Source organism: Bradyrhizobium sp. SZCCHNS3052 (genome assembly GCF_032484495.1).
Taxonomy (GTDB): domain Bacteria; phylum Pseudomonadota; class Alphaproteobacteria; order Rhizobiales; family Xanthobacteraceae; genus Bradyrhizobium.
Map to the genome: position 1 here is coordinate 73,465 of NZ_JAUETB010000002.1, position 19,062 is coordinate 92,526.

A 19,062-nucleotide genomic window follows, 5' to 3' on the forward strand; every position below is an offset into this window, starting at 1 on the left:
CTGAGGTAAAGGCAGCAGCCGAAGCTTGGCAGCCGGCGTCCTGGTGGCGTTGCGGCGCAGGATCAGGACGGATGAGGTGAGCCTCGATCTCGACCAGGACGTCCGCGAACCCGTCATGGAGGCGGCTCAGACCATCACGGCGTGCCCGTTCCATCGAGACGTGGCGGCCGCCGAGCGGCCCGCGCGCGCCGAGCAGAAAACGCTCGTGCTGACCGGGGGCTCGCGCGGCATCGGTCATGCGACCGCAAAGCTGTTCTCCGACGCCGGCTGGCGCATCATCACCTGCTCGCGCCAGCCGTTCGACGGCGGCCGCTGTCCGTGGGACGCCGGTCCCGACAACCACGTCCAGGTCGATCTCAGCGATCGCAAGGCGATCCCGCGTGCGATTGCCGACATCAGGCAGCGGCTCGACGGCGCGCCGCTGCATGCCTTGATCAACAATGCGGCGATCTCGCCGAAGGCCGAGGACGGTGGCCGGCTGGATTCGCTCGCGACCTCGGTCGAGACCTGGATGACCGTCTTTCACGTCAACTTTCTCGGACCGATCCTGCTCGCGCGCGGGCTGTTCGAGGAGCTGAAGCGCGGGCAGGGCGCGGTCGTCAACGTGACGTCGATCGTCGGCACCCGCGTCCATCCGTTTGCGGGCACCGCCTATGCGACCTCGAAGGCGGCGCTCGCCTGCCTGACCCGCGAGATGGCGCACGATTTCGCGCCGCACGGCATCCGCGTCAACGCCATCGCCCCAGGCGAGATCAAGACCGAGATGGTGTCGCCGGAGACCGAGGCGCGGTTCTCGCCGCTGATTCCGATGCGCCGGATCGGCGCGCCGGAAGAGGTCGCCAAGGTGCTGTTCTTCCTGTGCTCGGATGCGGCGAGCTACGTGACCGGCGAGGAGATTCAGATCAATGGGGGGCAGCACCTCTAGGTTGATCACCGCCGCGCGCGGCCGACACGCGGATGTGAACGCGTCATGCCGTGGCTGGCCGCAAGGAGACGAGCGGCGGGCCGCAAGTGGAAAGTTGGTGTTCAGGTGTCGTCCGTTGCGATCCGGTCGCAAACAGGCCAGCGGATGCGCAGCTATCAGGTGTCGAGTAGACAACGCGAAATCGTCAGGCGCACCGTTTTGCCGCCCGTGCGGACGTGCAATGCACGCATCGCGACGGGTGTAAACTAATTTGTTAACATCATGAAAGCCTGCAGCTTTTCTGGCCTGTCCGTTGCACACTACTTCTGCGGCAATGCAGCAAAGTTAGGCACGACAATCATCTGCAGTTAAGGGAGGATGTTAGAACACCTACAATCACGGGCGGCTTCACCAAGGCGTTCGTGACGATCAGAGAAGCGACCATGGTCCAAACGGAAACACGTCAGGTCGAAGCTCAGGACGTCAGGTCCAACGCCGTGCCGATCCCGCTCAGCGAGATCGCGCTGACCGGAATTTTCGAAATCTCGAAAATCCTCGCCGCGCCGACGCGGCTGGAGATCACCCTCGCCAACGTCGTCAACCTGCTGCAGTCCTTCATGCAGATGCGCCACGGCGTGGTGTCGCTGCTCGCCGATGACGGCATTCCCGATCTCGCAGTCGGGGCCGGGTGGAGCGAAGGCAGCGATCAGCGCTATCGCGAACGTCTGCCGCAGAAGGCGATCGACCAGATCGTCGCCACCGCCGTGCCGCTGATCGCGGAGAACGTCGCCGATCATCCCGCCTTCAGCGCCGCCGACGCGGTCACGCTCGGCGCCTGCGCCGACACCCGCGTCTCCTTCCTCGGCGTTCCCATCCGCATCGACCAGCGCGTCGTCGGCACGCTGACGATCGACCGTGTCTGGGACGGCCGCGCCGTGTTCCGGCTCGATTCCGACGTCCGCTTTCTGACCATGGTCGCCAACCTGATCGGCCAGACCATCAAGCTTCATCGGGTCGTCGCGCGGGACCGCGAGCGGCTGATGGCGGAAAGCCACCGGCTGCAGAAGGAGCTGTCGGAGCTGAAGCCGGCGCCGAAGGATCGCAAGAAGGTGCTGGTCGACGGCATCGTCGGCGACAGCCCGGCGCTGCGCGCACTGTTGGAAAAGATCAACGTCGTCGCCAAGTCGAATGCGCCGGTGCTGTTGCGGGGCGAATCCGGCACCGGCAAGGAGCTGGTGGCGAAGGCGATCCATGAACTGTCCAATCGCGCGAAGCGGCCGTTCATCAAGATCAACTGCGCCGCATTGCCGGAGACGGTGCTGGAGTCGGAGCTGTTCGGCCACGAGAAGGGCGCCTTCACCGGTGCGATCAACGCGCGCAAAGGCCGCTTCGAGCTGGCCGACAAGGGCACCTTGTTCCTCGACGAGATCGGCGAGATCTCGCCGGCGTTCCAGGCCAAGCTCTTGCGGGTGTTGCAGGAGCAGGAGTTCGAGCGCGTCGGCGGCAACCAGACCATCAAGGTCGATGTCCGCATCGTCACCGCCACCAACCGCAACCTCGAGGAGGCGGTGTCGCGCAACGAGTTCCGCGCCGACCTCTACTACCGGATCAGCGTGGTGCCCATCAAACTGCCGCCGCTGCGCGAGCGTCGCAGCGACATTCCGCAGCTGGCGCGCGAGTTCCTGCGCCGCTTCAATTGCGAGAACGAGCGCGATCTGACGTTCGACGTCAGCGCGATCGAGGTGCTGATGCATTGCGGCTTCCCCGGCAACGTGCGCGAGCTGGAGAACTGCGTGCAACGGACCGCGACCATGGCGACGGGCTCGGCGATCGGTATGGACGACTTCGCCTGCAGCCGCAACGAGTGCATGTCGGCGATCCTGTGGAAGGGCAACACGGTGACCCCGCCGCCGCCGCGCGGCCAGCCGATCGTGCCGCTGCCGATCCTGCCGCGGACCTCGGCGCCGGTCGAGGCTCCCGTCGAGTTGCCGGCGATCGATGCCGATGACGGCGAGTATTCCGATAGTTCGGAGGGCGGCGCCGTGCCGGAGCGCGACCGAATCGTGCAGGCGATGGAGCGGTCCGGCTGGGTCCAGGCCAAGGCCGCCCGCCTGCTCGGCCTCACGCCGCGTCAGATCGGCTACGCGCTGAAGAAGCACAACATCGAGGTCAAGCGGTTCTGAGCGGCGCGGCTTGATGGGATCGAAGGGCGCGCAGTAGCGCGCCCTTCTTCGTTTGGACTTTGACGCTCCGGCGTTGCCCCAATCTCCTCCGTCATTCCGGGGCGACGCACGCGCGAAGCGCGACGAGCCGGAATCCATTTCGCCGCGCGATCTGCCGCACGGTGGATTCCGGGCTCGTGCTGCGCACGCCCCGGAATGACGGAGGAGCGACCTGGGTCACGACCGGCGTTCGCGCGCGAGGTGACATCGGACAATTGCGCAGTGAGACCTCGACTCCGACGACACGCTGCTCCCGCCCTGTCGCACTTGCGACATGCTGTCGGGAGAGCGACAGCTCGCCGCGACCTGCGACGTTTAGAATCCTCCTTAGAAATCAACCAAATGCTCTCTGGCACGGCGCTTGAAAGATATCGCGCGAATGACATCGCTCGATGTCGCACGGATCGCGGGGAGCTGCACATGGCCTACAAGATCATCGCCTCACAATGCACGGTCTGCGGGGCCTGCGAGTTCGAGTGCCCGAATGCGGCCATTCGGCTCAAGAACGACATGTACATCATCGATCCGAAGAAGTGCACGGAGTGCGAGGGCCACTTCGATGCGCCGCAATGCGCCGCCGTCTGTCCGGTGCCGGACACCTGCGTCCCCGCTTGACGCGGGCCGCGGCGGAAACATTGCAAGCGGAGTGAGAGATGGCAGCGGTTCAGGAGACCATTGATCGGGTCAAGGGCATCGACGTCGATCAATATCGCTACGGGTTCGAGACCGTCATCGAATCCGAGAAGGCTCCGAAGGGGCTGTCGGAAGACACCATCCGCTTCATCTCGGCCAAGAAGAACGAGCCGGCCTGGATGCTGGAATGGCGGCTGGAGGCGTATCGCCGCTGGCTGACCATGACGGAGCCGAGCTGGGCGCGTGTCGGATACCCGAAGATCGACTATCAGGATCTCTATTACTACGCGGCGCCGAAGCCGAAGAAGAAGGTGGCCTCGCTCGACGAGATCGACCCGGAGATCCTCAAGACCTACGAGAAGCTCGGCATTCCCCTGCGCGAGGTCGAGATCCTCGAAGGCGTCGAGCGCCCGGCTGGAGGCGCGGAAGCCGACGCCGATGGCGAGGCGGCCACGCCGCGCAGCAAGATCGCGGTCGATGCCGTGTTCGATTCGGTCTCGGTGGCGACGACCTTCAAGGAGGAGCTGAAGAAGGCCGGCGTGATCTTCATGCCAATCTCCGAGGCGCTGCGCGAGCATCCGGACCTGGTGCAGAAATATCTCGGAACGGTCGTGCCGACGACCGACAATTATTTCGCGACGCTCAACTCGGCGGTGTTCTCCGACGGTTCGTTCGTCTACATCCCGCCGGGCGTGCGCTGCCCGATGGAGCTGTCCACGTATTTCCGCATCAACGAGCGCAACACCGGCCAGTTCGAGCGCACGCTGATCATCGCCGACAAGGGTGCCTACGTCTCCTATCTCGAGGGCTGCACGGCACCCCAGCGCGACGAGAACCAGCTGCACGCCGCCGTGGTCGAGCTGGTCGCGCTGGATGATGCCGAGATCAAGTACTCGACGGTGCAGAACTGGTACCCTGGCAATTCGGAGGGCGTCGGCGGCATCTATAATTTCGTCACCAAGCGCGGCGACTGCCGCGGCACCAATTCCAAGATCTCCTGGACCCAGGTCGAGACGGGATCGGCGATCACGTGGAAATATCCGAGCTGCATCCTGCGCGGCGACAATTCCAGCGGCGAGTTCTACTCGATCGCGATCTCCAACGGCTTCCAGCAGGTCGACAGCGGCACCAAAATGATCCATCTCGGCAAGAACACGTCGAGCCGGATCATCTCCAAGGGCATCGCCGCCGGAAAGTCGCAGAACACCTATCGCGGCCTCGTCAGCGCCCATCGCAAGGCCTCTGGCGCCCGCAACTTCACCGCCTGCGATTCGCTGCTGATCGGCGACAAATGCGGCGCGCACACCGTACCCTACATCGAGGCCAAGAACTCGTCGGCGGTGTTCGAGCACGAGGCGACGACGTCCAAGATCTCTGAGGACGTGCTGTTCTACTGCATCCAGCGCGGTCTGTCGCAGGAAGAGGCGGTTGGGCTCGTCGTCAACGGCTTCGTCAAGGACGTGCTGCAGCAGCTGCCGATGGAGTTCGCGGTCGAGGCGCAGAAGCTGATCTCGATCTCGCTGGAAGGTTCGGTTGGATGACGGCGTCGCGCGGCGACAACATCACAAGGAGTGTTCGATGACGGCCTTGCTCGAAATCAAGGGGCTCCATGCCGAGATCGCCGGCGGACGGAAGATCATCCAGGGCCTGGACCTGACCGTGAACAAGGGCGAGATCCACGCCATCATGGGGCCGAACGGTGCCGGCAAGTCGACGCTGTCCTACGTGCTCGCCGGCAAGCCCGGCTACGAGGTCACCGCCGGTGAGGTCTATCTCAACGGCGAGGACCTCTTGGCAATGGAGGCCGATGAGCGCGCCGCCAAGGGCGTGTTCCTGGCGTTCCAATATCCGCTGGAGATCCCGGGTGTCGCGACCTTGACGTTCCTGCGGGCCGCCTTCAACGCCCAGCGGAAGGCGCGCGGCGAAGAGGAGCTGTCGTCGCCGGATCTTATCAAGCGCGTGCGCGAGATCGCCAAGACGCTCAACATCGACGCCGACATGCTGAAGCGGCCGCTCAATGTCGGCTTCTCCGGCGGCGAGAAGAAGCGCAACGAGACCCTGCAGATGGCGCTGCTGCAGCCCTCGCTCTGCGTGCTCGACGAGACTGACTCCGGTCTCGACATCGACGCGCTGAAGGTGGTCGCCAGCGGCGTCAATGCGCTGCGCTCGGCCGAGCGGGGCATGATCGTCATCACCCACTATCAGCGGCTGCTCGACTACATCGTGCCCGACATCGTTCACGTCTTCGCGGCGGGCCGCATCGTCCGCACCGGGACCGCGGACCTCGCGCGCGAGCTCGAGGCGACCGGTTACGCCCAGTATCAGAGCGAAGCGGCGTAGGGCGGAGCACGAGCATGGGCGTCGCGATCCGCAAGACCAAGGCCGAGCTCGGGCTGGCCGATCTGTACCAGGGCGCCCGCCGTTATCTGCCGGGCGGCGAGGAGATCACGGCGGTGCGCGCCGCCGCTTTTGACCGCTTCAACGCGGTCGGCCTGCCGCATCGGCGCGTCGAGGCGTGGCGCTACACCGATCTGCGCACGCAGATGAAGGAGGCCAAGCGGCTGGCCTCGCTGCCCGATGACGCCGCCAAGACCAAGGCGCGCGAGGCGAGCGACCTGTTCGCGGGCACTGGCTTCCGCAAGCTGATGATCGTTGACGGTGCCTTCGTGCCCGAGCTGTCCGACCTCGCCGATCTCGGGCCCGGCCTCACCATCCAGCCGATGGCCGACGCGCTCGCGGCCGACAAGCCGCTGCTGTCGCAGCGGCTCGGTCCGGTCGTGCCGGACGACGATCCGGCGCTGGCGCTCAACACCGCGCTGGCTGCCAATGGCGTCGTGATCCTGGTGGCGCCGGGCACGGCGCTGAGCCGGCCAATCCACGTCGCGTTCGTCACGACGAACTGGGTCGCAACCTCGATGTACACGCGGTCGCTGGTCAATATCGGAACTGGGGCCAGCGCCACCATCGTCGAGTCGCATCAGGGGCCCGACGGCAGCGAATATCAGGTCAACACCGCGATGCAGCTCGTCGTCGGCGACGAGGCGCGGATCGACCATGTCAAGGTGACCCGGGAGGGCAACAGCGCGCTGCACATCTCCTCGCTGCTCGCCAATATCGGCGCGCGCGCGACCTTCAATCAGCTCGGCTTCGTCGCCGGTGGCAGCCTGGTGCGCAGCCAGCTGTTCGTGCACATCGCGGGCGAGGGAACCGTAGCCGACATCCGCGGCGGATCGCTGCTGTCCGGCGCCCAGCATGCCGACACGACCTTGGCGATCGAGCATGCCGCCGAGAACTGCCAGAGCCGCGAGACCTTCAAGGCTGTCGTCGGCGACACCGCGCGCGCGGTGTTCCAGGGCAAGATCACGGTCAGCCCCGGCGCGCAGAAGACCGACGCCAAGATGATGTCACGGGCGCTGCTGTTGTCCGACGAGGCCGAAGCCGACAGCAAGCCGGAGCTCGAAATCTTCGCCGACGATGTGCAATGCGGCCACGGCACCACGACCGGCGCGATCGATGACGAGCTGCTGTTCTATCTGATGGCGCGCGGCATTCCGCCGAAGGAAGCCAAGGCGCTGCTGATCCAGGCCTTCGTCGGCGAGATCATCGAGGGCGCTGCCAATGAGAGCGTGCGGGCGGCGCTGACGGAGGCGATGCTGGGCTGGCTCGGACAACGGGAGTAGGTGATGCATGCAGCGGTGCAGGGAAGCGGCTACGACGTTGGCCGCATCCGCGCGGATTTCCCGATCCTCGGCATGCAGGTCCACGGCAAGCCGCTGGTCTATCTCGACAACGCCGCGTCAGCGCAGAAGCCGCAGGCGGTGCTTGACCGGATGAACCAGGTCTACACGTCCGAATACGCCAACGTGCATCGCGGCCTGCATTATCTCGCGAACGCCGCCACCGAGGCCTACGAGGGCGCCCGCGCCAAGGTCGCGGCGTTCCTCAATGCCGAAAGTCCGGAGCAGATCATCTTCACGCGCGGCGCCACCGAGGCGGTCAATCTGGTGGCGCAGACCTTCGGGCGCGAGCGGATCGGGCCGGGCGACGAGATCGTGCTGTCGATCATGGAGCACCACGCCAACATCATCCCCTGGCATTTCCTCCGGGAGCGGCAGGGCGCCGTGATCAAATGGGCTCCCGTCGACGGCGACGGCAACTTCCTGCTCGACGAGTTCGAGAAGCTGCTGACGCCGCGCACCAGGATGGTGGCGATGACGCAGATGTCGAACGTGCTCGGCACGGTGGTCCCGGTCAAGGAGGTCATCCGCATCGCGCATGACCGCGGCATTCCGGTGCTGATCGACGGCTCCCAGGCCGCCGTGCACATGGAGGTCGACGTCAGGGATCTCGACGCGGACTTCTACTGCATCACCGGGCACAAGATCTATGGCCCGACCGGCATCGGCGCGCTCTACGGCAAGCGTGAGCTGCTGGCGGCGATGCCGCCGTTCAACGGCGGCGGCGAGATGATCCGCGAGGTGTCGCGGGACCGGGTCACCTACGGCGATCCGCCGCACCGCTTCGAGGCGGGCACGCCGCCGATCGTGGAGGCCGCCGGGCTGGGCGCCGCGATCGACTACGTTGCCTCGATCGGCAAGCAGCGCATCGCGGCGCATGAGCATGATCTCGTCACCTACGCCACCGAGCAGCTGCGCGAAATCAACTCGCTGCGCATCATCGGCAACGCCGCCGACAAGGGCGCGATCGTCTCGTTCGAGATGCAGGGCGCCCACGCCCACGACTTCGCCACCGTCATCGACCGCTCCGGCGTCGCGGTCCGCGCCGGCACCCATTGCGCCATGCCGCTGCTGGAGCGTTTTGGCGTCACCGCAACCTGCCGCGCGTCGTTCGCGATGTACAACACGCGCGAAGAGGTGGATGTGCTGGTCCGTGCGCTGAAGAAGGCACAGGAGTTTTTTTCGTAGAGGCGCCGTTTCCTACGCGTAGTGATCGCGAAGAAGCGCTGCTAGTTGATGCGCCCTCTCCCCTTGCGGGAGAGGGCAGCACCGCTACCAGCCCTAGAATTGCTCGGGTGAGGGGTTGTCTCCGCGAGCCATGACTTTCTGAGTGCGCCGAGAGAACCCCTCACCCGGCGGCCTTCGGCCGCCACCCTCTCCCACAAGGGGAGAGGGTGCAGCGAGTTCGCCGCGATACGCGCGATCAATCAAAGCAGCAATCAACCAACTAAACCTATGCCGCCGCAGCCATCGCCGCCTGCGCATCGGCCTTGATGCGGCTGACCATCGAGCGGAAGCCGTTGGAGCGCTGGGGCGTGAGATGCTCGCGCAGGCCCAGCTTCTCGAACAGGGCGATCGGATCGGCGGCGAGAACGTCCGGCGCGGTGCGGCCGGAGACCATCGCCAGGAGGATCGCGACCAGGCCACGCACGATGTGCGCGTCGCTGTCGCCGACGAACTGCAGCACCGGCGTTGCGGCGTCGTGCCGCACGGTGGTGGCGAGCCAGACCTGGCTGGTGCAGCCTTGCACCTTGTTGCCATCATTGCGGTCGATGTCAGGCAGCGGCGGCAGGCCGCGGCCGAGCTCGATCACGTAGCGGTAGCGGTCGTCCCAGTCGTCGAGCAGCGCGAAATTCTCGACGATGTCCTCGATGTCCGGTATCCCCGGCGTCGCAGTCTGGGTCATCCTCAACATCATCCTCTCCTCGTCATCGGCCGATCTCCGTAGATGCGGGGCCAGCTATGCCGTCATGTCAGGCTCGCTGCCGCGCCGCGCCAGCACGGAATCGACCGCGTGCGTGACCCCGTCGAAGGTGATTGGCTTGGCGATGATGGCTTCCGCGCCCTGCCGCAGGCCGGCCAGCGCGAGCGGCGACCGGGGCGATCCCGCGACCACGATGATGCCGGCCTGATGCATCTTCCGGGCGAGCATGCCGACCGTCTCGGCGCCGTCGTCCTCCAGGATGCTCATCCCGATGAGGACGGCGTCGGGCGAGGTCCGTGCCGCCTTGGTCAAAGCGTCGGCGGTCTCCGCGAAGGTGAAGGTCTCGTGACGCTCACTGAGAATGTAGCCGAGCGCCGAGCGGATCACCTGATCGGCTTCAATGACAAAGACGCGCGCCTTGCTCGCCATCAAAAGTACTCCTGCTGGCCCGTTCGAAAGCGGGTTTGATCTGCATCAAGCAAACTCCGTACCGCCGCTCCTGACCGGCCCCCCGCGAGCGCTCCGCGGTGTTCTCTACGGAAGCGCCGCTCGGAGCCGCGGCGGCATGTGTCGTTTCGGACAGCACGGCGCGGGAGCGTCGGGTGGAAACCCCCGATGTCGGATTTGCAACAAGTCCATCCTAGCGCCGAGCTTGGCCGCATCTCTTTCAAAACATGGCCTTTTTAACGATTCCAAAGCTCTGGCACAGCCGTTGCAAAACTGGGCTCAGGCAATGGTTGAGGGCTGAGTGCACGCCGACGCTTCGGACGAGCGATGCTCTCCTTCCCAATAACCCGTCTGCCGGTTCTGGAGAGAGGACGCGGTCTCGCGATGCAAGGCGCATGCGGGACATTGGCAATCGGTTGATGGAGAGCAGAATGTCATCACTTCGACAAATCGCATTCTACGGCAAGGGCGGCATCGGCAAATCGACGACGTCGCAGAACACGCTCGCGGCGCTCGCCGAGATGGGTCATCGGATCCTGATCGTCGGCTGCGACCCCAAGGCGGATTCGACCCGCCTGATCCTGCACGCCAAGGCGCAGGACACGATCCTGAGCCTGGCCGCTGCCGCGGGCAGCGTCGAGGACCTCGAGATCGAGGAGGTCATGAAGGTCGGCTATCGCGACATCCGCTGTGTCGAGTCCGGCGGTCCGGAGCCCGGCGTCGGCTGCGCCGGCCGCGGCGTCATCACCTCGATCAACTTCCTGGAGGAGAACGGCGCCTACGAGGACATCGACTACGTGTCCTACGACGTGCTCGGCGACGTCGTGTGCGGCGGCTTCGCGATGCCGATCCGCGAGAACAAGGCGCAGGAGATCTACATCGTGATGTCCGGCGAGATGATGGCGATGTATGCCGCCAACAACATCTCCAAGGGCATTCTGAAATATGCGAACTCCGGCGGCGTGCGCCTGGGCGGCCTGGTCTGCAACGAGCGCCAGACCGACAAGGAGCTGGAGCTGGCGGAGGCTCTCGCCAAGAAGCTCGGCACCCAGCTGATCTACTTCGTGCCGCGCGACAACATCGTGCAGCACGCCGAGCTGCGCCGCATGACCGTGCTGGAATATGCGCCGGATTCGGTCCAGGCCGGGCACTACCGCTCGCTGGCGCAGAAGATCCACAACAACGGCGGCAAGGGCATCATCCCGACCCCGATCACGATGGACGAGCTCGAGGACATGCTGATGGAGCACGGCATCATGAAGGCCGTCGACGAAACCCAGATCGGAAAGACTGCCGCCGAACTCGCCGCAACGGCGTAACCGCCACCGGTGCTCCGGCCCTTCATCTCCAAGGGCCGGATCACCTCCGCAACCGATCATCGAGGAAAGCCAGATGAGCGTCACCGAGAAACAAAGCGTCGCCGAGATCAAGGCGCGCAACAAGGAACTGATCGCCGAGGTCCTGAAGGTCTATCCGGAAAAGACCGCCAAGCGCCGCGCCAAGCATCTCAACGTGCATGAGAACGGCAAGTCGGATTGCGGCGTCAAGTCGAACATCAAGTCGATCCCCGGCGTCATGACCATCCGCGGTTGCGCCTACGCCGGCTCGAAGGGCGTGGTGTGGGGCCCAATCAAGGACATGATCCACATCAGCCATGGCCCGGTCGGCTGCGGCCAGTACTCCTGGGCGGCGCGCCGCAACTACTACATCGGGACGACCGGCATCGACACCTTCGTGACGATGCAGTTCACCTCCGACTTCCAGGAGAAGGACATCGTCTTCGGCGGTGACAAGAAGCTCGCCAAGATCATGGACGAGATCCAGGAGCTGTTCCCGCTGAACAACGGCATCACCGTGCAGTCGGAATGCCCGATCGGCCTGATCGGCGACGACATCGAGGCCGTCTCCAAGGTCAAGTCGAAGGAGTATGACGGCAAGACCATCGTCCCTGTGCGTTGCGAAGGCTTCCGCGGCGTCTCCCAGTCCTTGGGTCACCATATCGCCAACGACGCGATCCGGGACTGGGTGTTCGACAAGCTCCCGGCCGATGCCGCGCCGCGCTTCGAGCCGTCGGCCTACGACGTCGCGATCATCGGCGACTACAACATCGGTGGCGACGCCTGGTCGTCCCGCATCCTGCTCGAGGAGATGGGCCTGCGCGTGATCGCCCAGTGGTCGGGCGACGGCTCGCTGGCAGAGCTCGAGGCGACGCCGAAGGCGAAGCTCAACGTGCTGCACTGCTACCGCTCGATGAACTACATCTCGCGCCACATGGAAGAGAAGTACGGTATTCCGTGGTGCGAATACAACTTCTTCGGACCGAGCAAGATCGCCGAATCGCTGCGCAAGATCGCCAGCTATTTCGACGACAAGATCAAGGAAGGTGCCGAGCGAGTCATCGCCAAGTACCAGCCCCTGATGGACGCCGTGATCGCCAAGTACCGGCCGCGCCTCGAAGGCAAGACCGTGATGCTGTTCGTCGGCGGTCTGCGTCCGCGCCACGTGATCGGCGCCTACGAGGATCTCGGCATGGAGGTCGTCGGCACCGGCTATGAGTTCGGCCACAACGACGACTATCAGCGCACCGCTCAGCACTACGTCAAGGACGGCACGCTGATCTACGACGACGTCACCGGCTACGAGTTCGAGAAGTTCGTCGAGAAGGTCCAGCCGGACCTGGTCGGCTCGGGCATCAAGGAAAAGTACGTGTTCCAGAAGATGGGCGTACCGTTCCGCCAGATGCATTCCTGGGACTACTCGGGTCCCTACCATGGCTATGACGGGTTCGCGATCTTCGCCCGCGACATGGACATGGCCATCAACTCGCCGGTCTGGAAGATGGCCAAGGCGCCCTGGAAGCAGGCGCCCAAGCCGTTGCTTCAGGCAGCCGAGTAAGCACCGCCGCCCACGGCCTGGCTCTCCTTCGGCGGAGAGCCAGTGCTCCCTGATCGACACAGGAACATAGAGAGGGTTATCCCATGACGCAGAGTGCCGAACATGTGCTCGATCACTTCGAGCTTTTCCGTGGTCCCGAATACCAGCAGATGCTGGCGAACAAGAAGAAGATGTTCGAGAATCCGCGCGATCCCGCCGAGGTCGAGCGCATCCGCGAATGGGCCAAGACACCCGAATATCGCGAGAAGAATTTCGCCCGCGAGGCGCTGACCGTCAACCCGGCGAAGGCCTGCCAGCCGCTCGGCGCCGTGTTCGTTGCCGTCGGCTTCGAAAAGACGCTGCCGTTCGTGCACGGCTCGCAGGGCTGCGTTGCCTACTATCGCAGCCATCTGTCGCGCCACTTCAAGGAGCCGAGCTCCTGCGTGTCGTCGTCGATGACCGAGGACGCAGCCGTCTTCGGCGGCCTCAACAACATGATCGACGGCCTCGCCAACGCCTACAACATGTACAAGCCGTCGATGATCGCGGTCTCCACCACCTGCATGGCGGAAGTCATCGGCGACGACCTCAACGCCTTCATCAAGACCTCCAAGGAGAAGGGCTCGGTTCCCGCCGAGTTCGATGTGCCTTTCGCCCATACGCCTGCCTTCGTCGGCAGCCATGTCACCGGCTACGACAATGCAATGAAGGGCATTCTCGAACACTTCTGGGACGGCAAGGCCGGCACCGCGCCGAAGCTGGAGCGCGTTCCCAACGAGAAGATCAACTTCATCGGCGGTTTCGATGGCTACACCGTCGGCAACATCAAGGAAGTGAAGCACATCTTCGAGGCGATGGGGATCGAGTACACGATCCTCGGCGACAATTCGAACGTGTTCGACACGCCGACCGACGGCGAGTTCCGTATGTATGATGGCGGCACCACGCTGGAGGACGCGGCCAACGCGATTCACGCCAAGGCGACGATCTCGATGCAGCACTTCTGCACCGAGAAGACCCTGCCGTTCATCAAGAACCACGGCCAGGAGGTCGTCTCCTTCAACCATCCGGTCGGCGTAACCGGCACCGACGCCTTCGTGATGGCGCTGTCACGCATCACCGGCAAGGAGATTCCGGAGCAGCTCGCGCTCGAGCGCGGCCGCCTGGTCGACGCGATCGCCGATTCCAGCGCCCACATCCACGGCAAGAAGTTCGCGATCTACGGCGATCCGGATCTCTGCCTCGGCCTCGCCGCGTTCCTGCTCGAGCTCGGCGCCGAGCCGACCCATGTGCTCGCCACCAACGGCAACAAGGATTGGGCCGAGAAGGTGCAGGCCGTGTTCGACTCGTCGCCGTTCGGAAAGAACTGCCACGTGTATCCCGGCAAGGACCTGTGGCACATGCGCTCGCTGCTGTTCACCGAGCCGGTCGATTTCCTGATCGGCAACACCTACGGCAAGTATCTGGAGCGCGACACCGGCACGCCGCTGATCCGCATCGGCTTTCCGATCTTCGATCGTCACCACAAGCACCGCTATCCGGTGTGGGGCTATCAAGGCGGCCTGAACGTGCTTGTCACGATCCTCGACAAGATCTTCGACGAGATCGACCGCAACACCAACGTGCCCGCCAAGTCGGACTACAGCTTCGACATCATCCGCTAGGACACGGCGCGCGGCGGTCCCTCAAGGGCCGCCGCGTCTCGATCTGGACGACGAGGCTCATGGGGAAGGCACTGAAAGCCTGAGCCTCCTCGGCCAAAAGACGCGCAGAAGGTCCGCCAACAGGAGAAGCCGATGAGCTCGCTGTCTGCCACGATCCAGAACGTCTTCAACGAGCCGGGTTGCGGCAAGAACGCCAACAAGTCCGAGGCCGAGCGCAAGAAGGGCTGCACCAAGCAGCTGCAGCCGGGCGGTGCGGCGGGCGGGTGCGCGTTCGATGGCGCCAAGGTCGCCTTGCAGCCGCTGACCGACGTCGCGCACCTCGTGCACGGACCGATCGCCTGCGAGGGGAATTCCTGGGACAACCGCGGCGCGGCCTCGTCTGGCTCGCAGATCTGGCGCACCGGTTTCACGACCGACATCAACGAGACCGACGTCGTGTTCGGCGGCGAGAAGCGGCTGTACAAGGCGATCAAGGAAATCATCGAGAAGTACGATCCGCCGGCGGTCTTCGTCTACCAGACCTGCGTGCCCGCCATGACCGGCGACGACATCAATGCCGTCTGCAAGGCGGCCTCGGCCAAATTTGGCAAGCCCTGCATCCCCGTCAACTCGCCCGGCTTCGTCGGCCCGAAGAATCTCGGCAACAAGCTCGCCGGCGAGGCGCTGCTCGACCACGTCATCGGCACCGTCGAGCCGGAGGTCACAACGCCCTACGACCTCAACATCATCGGCGAATACAATCTCTCCGGCGAGCTCTGGCAGGTGAAGCCGCTGTTCGACGAACTCGGCATCCGCATCTCCGCCTGCATCTCCGGCGACGGCCGCTACAAGGACGTCGCCTCGTCGCACCGCGCCCGCGCCGCGATGATGGTGTGCTCCAAGGCGATGATCAACGTCGCCCGCAAGATGGAGGAACGCTACGGCATTCCGTTCTTCGAGGGATCGTTCTACGGCATCCAAGACTCCTCGGACTCGCTGCGCGAGATCGCGCGCCTCCTGGTCGAGCGCGGCGCGCCGGCCGATCTGCTGGACCGCACCGAGGCGGTGATCGCGCGCGAGGAGGCCAAGGCCTGGGCGGCGATCGAGCCGTTCAAGAAGCGGCTCACCGGCAAGAAGGTGCTGCTGATCACCGGCGGCGTGAAGTCGTGGTCAGTCGTAGCGGCGCTGCAGGAGGCCGGCATGGAGCTGGTCGGCACCTCCGTCAAGAAGTCCACCAAGGAGGACAAGGAGCGCATCAAGGAGCTGATGGGCCAGGACGCGCACATGATCGACGATATGGCGCCGCGCGAAATGTACAAGATGCTCAAGGACGCCAAGGCCGACATCATGCTCTCGGGCGGCAAGTCGCAATTCGTGGCGCTGAAGGCGGCGATGCCCTGGCTCGACATCAACCAGGAGCGCTCCCACGCCTTTATGGGCTATATCGGGATGGTGAAGCTGGTCGCGGAGATCGACAAGGCGATCTACAACCCGATGTGGGAGCAGCTGCGCAAGCGGGCGCCCTGGGAGCAGGCCGACAGCAACTGGCAGGCCAGGGCGATTGCCCAGGTCAATGCAGAAGCGGCGGCGCTGGCGGCCGATCCGGTCGCCGCGGAAGCCGCGCGACGCGCCAAGAAGATCTGCCACTGCAAGTCGGTCGATCTCGGCACCATCGAGGACGCGATCAAGGCCCATGGCCTCGCCGATGTCGCCGGCGTTCGCGAGCACACCAACGCCTCGGGCGGCTGCGGCGCCTGCGCCGGCCGGGTCGAGGACATCCTGGCGACGTTCAAGGCGCCGGCCGAGCTGCTGCAGGCGGCGGAGTAGGGCGGCGCTCATGGCCAAGGTCACCATTGGAAAGAAGGCCTGCGCGGTCAATCCGCTCAAGATGAGCCAGCCGATCGGCGGCTCGTTCGCCTTCCTCGGCCTGCGCGGCGCGATGCCGCTGCTACACGGCTCGCAGGGCTGCACCTCGTTCGGCCTGACCTTGTTCGTGCGCCACTTCAAGGAAGCGGTGCCGATGCAGACGACGGCAATGAGCGAGGTCGCCACCGTGCTCGGCGGCTATGAGAATGTCGAGCAGGCGATCCTCAACATCCATAAGAAGCAGAAGCCGGAGATCATCGGCATCTGCTCGACCGGCGTCACCGAGACCAAGGGCGACGACGTCGACGGCTACATCAGGTTGATCCGCGAGAAGCATCCAGAGCTCGCGAATTATCCGCTGGTCTACGTCTCGACGCCGGACTTCAAGGACGCGTTCCAGGACGGTTGGGACAAGACGGTCGCCAAGATGGTCGAGGTGCTCGTCGACAAGCCGACCTCGACCCGCCGCGATCCGGCGCGGGTCAACGTGCTGCCGGGCTGCCATCTGACGCCGGGGGATATCGAGGAGCTGCGCACCATCATCGAGGATTTCGGTCTGGAGCCATCGTTCCTGCCGGATATCGGCGGCTCGCTCGACGGCCACATCCCCGACGAGTTCACGCCGACAACGATCGGCGGCATCGGCCTGGAAGAGATTGCGACCATGGGCAGCGCGTCCTGGACGATCGCGATCGGGGCGCAAATGAAGCGAGCGGCGGAAGCGATGCAGGCCAGGACCGGCGTGCCGTATCGGCTGTTCGAGCGGCTCTGCGGGCTGCTGCCGAACGACGAGTTCATGACGTTCCTCAGCGAGATCTCGGGACGCCCGGTGCCGGCGAAATATCGCCGGCAGCGCGGCCAGCTCGCAGACGCGATGCTGGATGCGCATTTCCACATTGGCGGCCGCAAGCTCGCTGTTGGCGCCGAGCCGGATCTGTTGTTCGACGTCGCGAGCATGCTGCACGACATGGGCGCGCATGTGTCGGTGGCGGTCACCACGACGCAGTCGCCGGTGCTCGAGCGGATGCCCTGCGATGAAGTGCTGATCGGCGATCTCGAGGATCTCGAAAACCTGGCAAAGGAGCGCGACTGCGGCTTGATGCTCACGCATTCGCACGGCCGCCAGGCCGCCGCCCGCCTCAAGATCCCGTTCTACCGGATCGGCTTTCCGATGTTCGATCGGCTCGGGGCAGGGCATCTCCTGACGGTGGGCTATCGCGGCACGCGCGATCTGATCTTTGCGCTCGCCAATCTGATCATCGCCGATCGCGAGGACAACCATCAGCCGACGCCCGACACCTGGCTCGATCCCTGGAAGGACCTCGAACAGGCATCGATCGACACCGCCGTCGTGGCGCCACTGCATTGACGTTTCAGGAGAAAGGACCGACGACATGAAAGTCGCATTCGCTACCCAGGATCTGAAGCGCGTCGACGCCCATTTCGGCTGGGCCAAGAACATCGCGATCTACGATCTCGATCCCGAGGGCTACCGCTTCATCGAGAAGGTCGAGTTCGACGGCGATCTCAAGGAGGATGGCAACGAGGACAAGCTGGCGCCGAAGATCGAGGCGATCAAGGATTGCGCGATCCTCTATGTCGCCGCGATCGGCGGCTCCGGCGCAGCGCGCGTCGTCGCCAACAACATCCATCCGATGAAGGTCACCCAGCCCGAGGAGATCACCGATCTGCTCGGCAAGCTGCAGGCGGTGCTCAAGGGCACGCCGCCGCCCTGGCTGCGCAAGGCGCTGGCCAAGGGCCAGGAACGCGCGCTCGATTTCGAGGAATGAGGAAACCATCATGTCCGATACCGCGGTAGCCGTCGAAACCGTCCCCGCCGAGCAGCGGCCCTTCGTCAAGGAGCTGATCAAGGTGTGGCGCGCTCAGGACACCCATGGCGCATGGGAGGGCAAGAAGGACATCGACCTGCTCGAGCCCTACATCCTGGACAAGGAGAAGCGGCGGGCGCTGCCGATCATCGGCGATCCCGATCCGGAGACGATCTGGCGGCTGGAGCTGTTCTTCAATGCGGTCGCGCTGTCGATCGAGAAGGCCACCGGCGTCATGATCTCGCCGATGCTGAAGATGAGTCACGAGGGCTTCGGCCGCATGGTGCTGATCGGCGGCCGGCTGATCGTCGTCAACAAGCAGCTGCGGGACGTGCACCGGTTCGGCTTCGACAATCTCGGCAAGCTGGCCGACGAAGGCGACAAGTTCGTCAAGGCCGGCGTCGAGATGATCGAGAAGTTCAAGGACGTCGCGAACTACTGAACGGCGAGGATGAGAGAGATGAGCGACCTGGATACCCTGAAGGCCGAGATCAAGAAGCTGTCGGCACGCGCCATGGATGCCAAGATGAACCTGCACGACCTGTCGGAGGAACTGCCCATCAACTGGGACCAGATCCTGCCGACGGCGCAGAAGGCGCATGACGCGTTCGCCGAGCTGGAGAAGAAGCGGGCCGAGCTGAAGAAGCTCGAAACCGCGTAAGCCCGATTTGAGGATCCGTCATCATGTCCAACGCAACCCGTGACGGTCGCGACTGGCGGCCGGACTATCTGGTCGCCATCGATCCGGCCAAGTGCATCGGCTGCGGCCGCTGCTACAAGGTGTGTGGCCGCGAGGTCATGACCCTGAAGGGCATCAACGACGAGGGCGAGTTCGTCGAGCTCGACGACGACGAGGATGATGAGATCGAGAAGAAGATCATGGTCATGAACGACACCGGCGCCTGCATCGGCTGCGGCGCCTGCGCCCGGGTCTGCCCGACCAACTGCCAGACCCATTCGGCGGCGGCCTGAGATTGTCGAGC

General features: G+C 64.6%; 18 protein-coding genes. 16 read left to right on the plus strand and 2 right to left on the minus strand.

Annotation, left to right across the window (positions count from 1 at the left end; translation table 11 throughout):
- Positions 1-76: 76 nt before the first annotated feature.
- The 7 genes from QX073_RS08450 (at position 77) to QX073_RS08480 (ending at position 8,684) form a co-directional block, all read left to right on the plus strand.
- Positions 77-925, plus strand: a complete 849-nt coding sequence (locus QX073_RS08450) for an SDR family oxidoreductase (RefSeq protein WP_316225786.1) — start codon at positions 77-79, stop codon at positions 923-925.
- A 422-nt stretch (positions 926-1,347) separates the two neighbouring features.
- Positions 1,348-3,087: a nif-specific transcriptional activator NifA gene (gene nifA, locus QX073_RS08455; RefSeq protein ID WP_315752828.1), complete on the plus strand. Its 1,740-nt coding sequence runs from the start codon at positions 1,348-1,350 to the stop codon at positions 3,085-3,087.
- Positions 3,088-3,546: 459 nt separating this feature from the next.
- Positions 3,547-3,741: a 4Fe-4S dicluster domain-containing protein gene (locus QX073_RS08460; protein WP_008961670.1), complete on the plus strand. Its 195-nt coding sequence runs from the start codon at positions 3,547-3,549 to the stop codon at positions 3,739-3,741.
- 38 nt (positions 3,742-3,779) lie between these two features.
- Complete coding sequence (gene sufB, locus QX073_RS08465; RefSeq protein WP_315768880.1) at positions 3,780-5,300, plus strand: Fe-S cluster assembly protein SufB; 1,521 nt, start codon at positions 3,780-3,782, stop codon at positions 5,298-5,300.
- 37 nt (positions 5,301-5,337) lie between these two features.
- Complete coding sequence (gene sufC / locus QX073_RS08470) at positions 5,338-6,099, plus strand: Fe-S cluster assembly ATPase SufC (protein ID WP_315752830.1); 762 nt, start codon at positions 5,338-5,340, stop codon at positions 6,097-6,099.
- A 14-nt stretch (positions 6,100-6,113) separates the two neighbouring features.
- Positions 6,114-7,439 (plus strand): Fe-S cluster assembly protein SufD, encoded by a 1,326-nt coding sequence (gene sufD, locus QX073_RS08475; protein ID WP_316183909.1) that lies wholly within the window; start codon positions 6,114-6,116, stop codon positions 7,437-7,439.
- A gap of 3 nt (positions 7,440-7,442) precedes the next feature.
- A complete protein-coding gene (locus tag QX073_RS08480; protein WP_316183908.1) occupies positions 7,443-8,684 on the plus strand; it encodes a cysteine desulfurase in 1,242 nt (413 codons plus the stop codon).
- A 265-nt stretch (positions 8,685-8,949) separates the two neighbouring features.
- Here QX073_RS08480 and QX073_RS08485 read toward each other — a convergent pair whose 3' ends face one another.
- A complete protein-coding gene (locus QX073_RS08485) occupies positions 8,950-9,411 on the minus strand; it encodes a SufE family protein (RefSeq protein WP_316225615.1) in 462 nt (153 codons plus the stop codon).
- A 45-nt stretch (positions 9,412-9,456) separates the two neighbouring features.
- Positions 9,457-9,849: a response regulator gene (locus QX073_RS08490; RefSeq protein ID WP_315752834.1), complete on the minus strand. Its 393-nt coding sequence runs from the start codon at positions 9,847-9,849 to the stop codon at positions 9,457-9,459.
- Positions 9,850-10,298: 449 nt separating this feature from the next.
- Between QX073_RS08490 and nifH the strand changes: the two genes are divergently transcribed.
- The 9 genes from nifH (at position 10,299) to fdxB (ending at position 19,051) form a co-directional block, all read left to right on the plus strand.
- Complete coding sequence (nifH, locus tag QX073_RS08495; protein ID WP_315713086.1) at positions 10,299-11,186, plus strand: nitrogenase iron protein; 888 nt, start codon at positions 10,299-10,301, stop codon at positions 11,184-11,186.
- Positions 11,187-11,259: 73 nt separating this feature from the next.
- Positions 11,260-12,762 carry a nitrogenase molybdenum-iron protein alpha chain gene (nifD, locus tag QX073_RS08500; protein ID WP_315713160.1) on the plus strand — a complete coding sequence of 501 codons (1,503 nt, stop codon included), beginning with the start codon at positions 11,260-11,262 and terminating at the stop codon, positions 12,760-12,762.
- A gap of 83 nt (positions 12,763-12,845) precedes the next feature.
- Complete coding sequence (gene nifK, locus QX073_RS08505; protein WP_315768870.1) at positions 12,846-14,405, plus strand: nitrogenase molybdenum-iron protein subunit beta; 1,560 nt, start codon at positions 12,846-12,848, stop codon at positions 14,403-14,405.
- 132 nt (positions 14,406-14,537) lie between these two features.
- Positions 14,538-16,211 carry a nitrogenase iron-molybdenum cofactor biosynthesis protein NifE gene (gene nifE / locus QX073_RS08510; protein WP_315768868.1) on the plus strand — a complete coding sequence of 558 codons (1,674 nt, stop codon included), beginning with the start codon at positions 14,538-14,540 and terminating at the stop codon, positions 16,209-16,211.
- 10 nt (positions 16,212-16,221) lie between these two features.
- Positions 16,222-17,619, plus strand: a complete 1,398-nt coding sequence (gene nifN, locus QX073_RS08515) for a nitrogenase iron-molybdenum cofactor biosynthesis protein NifN (protein ID WP_316174158.1) — start codon at positions 16,222-16,224, stop codon at positions 17,617-17,619.
- Positions 17,620-17,644: 25 nt separating this feature from the next.
- The gene (gene nifX, locus QX073_RS08520; RefSeq protein ID WP_315713153.1) at positions 17,645-18,040 is read left to right on the plus strand and encodes a nitrogen fixation protein NifX; all 396 of its coding nucleotides are present in this window, start codon (positions 17,645-17,647) and stop codon (positions 18,038-18,040) included.
- 10 nt (positions 18,041-18,050) lie between these two features.
- Positions 18,051-18,521 (plus strand): NifX-associated nitrogen fixation protein, encoded by a 471-nt coding sequence (locus tag QX073_RS08525; protein WP_316225616.1) that lies wholly within the window; start codon positions 18,051-18,053, stop codon positions 18,519-18,521.
- 18 nt (positions 18,522-18,539) lie between these two features.
- Positions 18,540-18,740 (plus strand): CCE_0567 family metalloprotein, encoded by a 201-nt coding sequence (locus QX073_RS08530; RefSeq protein WP_315713150.1) that lies wholly within the window; start codon positions 18,540-18,542, stop codon positions 18,738-18,740.
- Positions 18,741-18,763: 23 nt separating this feature from the next.
- The gene (gene fdxB / locus QX073_RS08535) at positions 18,764-19,051 is read left to right on the plus strand and encodes a ferredoxin III, nif-specific (RefSeq protein ID WP_316225617.1); all 288 of its coding nucleotides are present in this window, start codon (positions 18,764-18,766) and stop codon (positions 19,049-19,051) included.
- Positions 19,052-19,062: the final 11 nt, after the last annotated feature.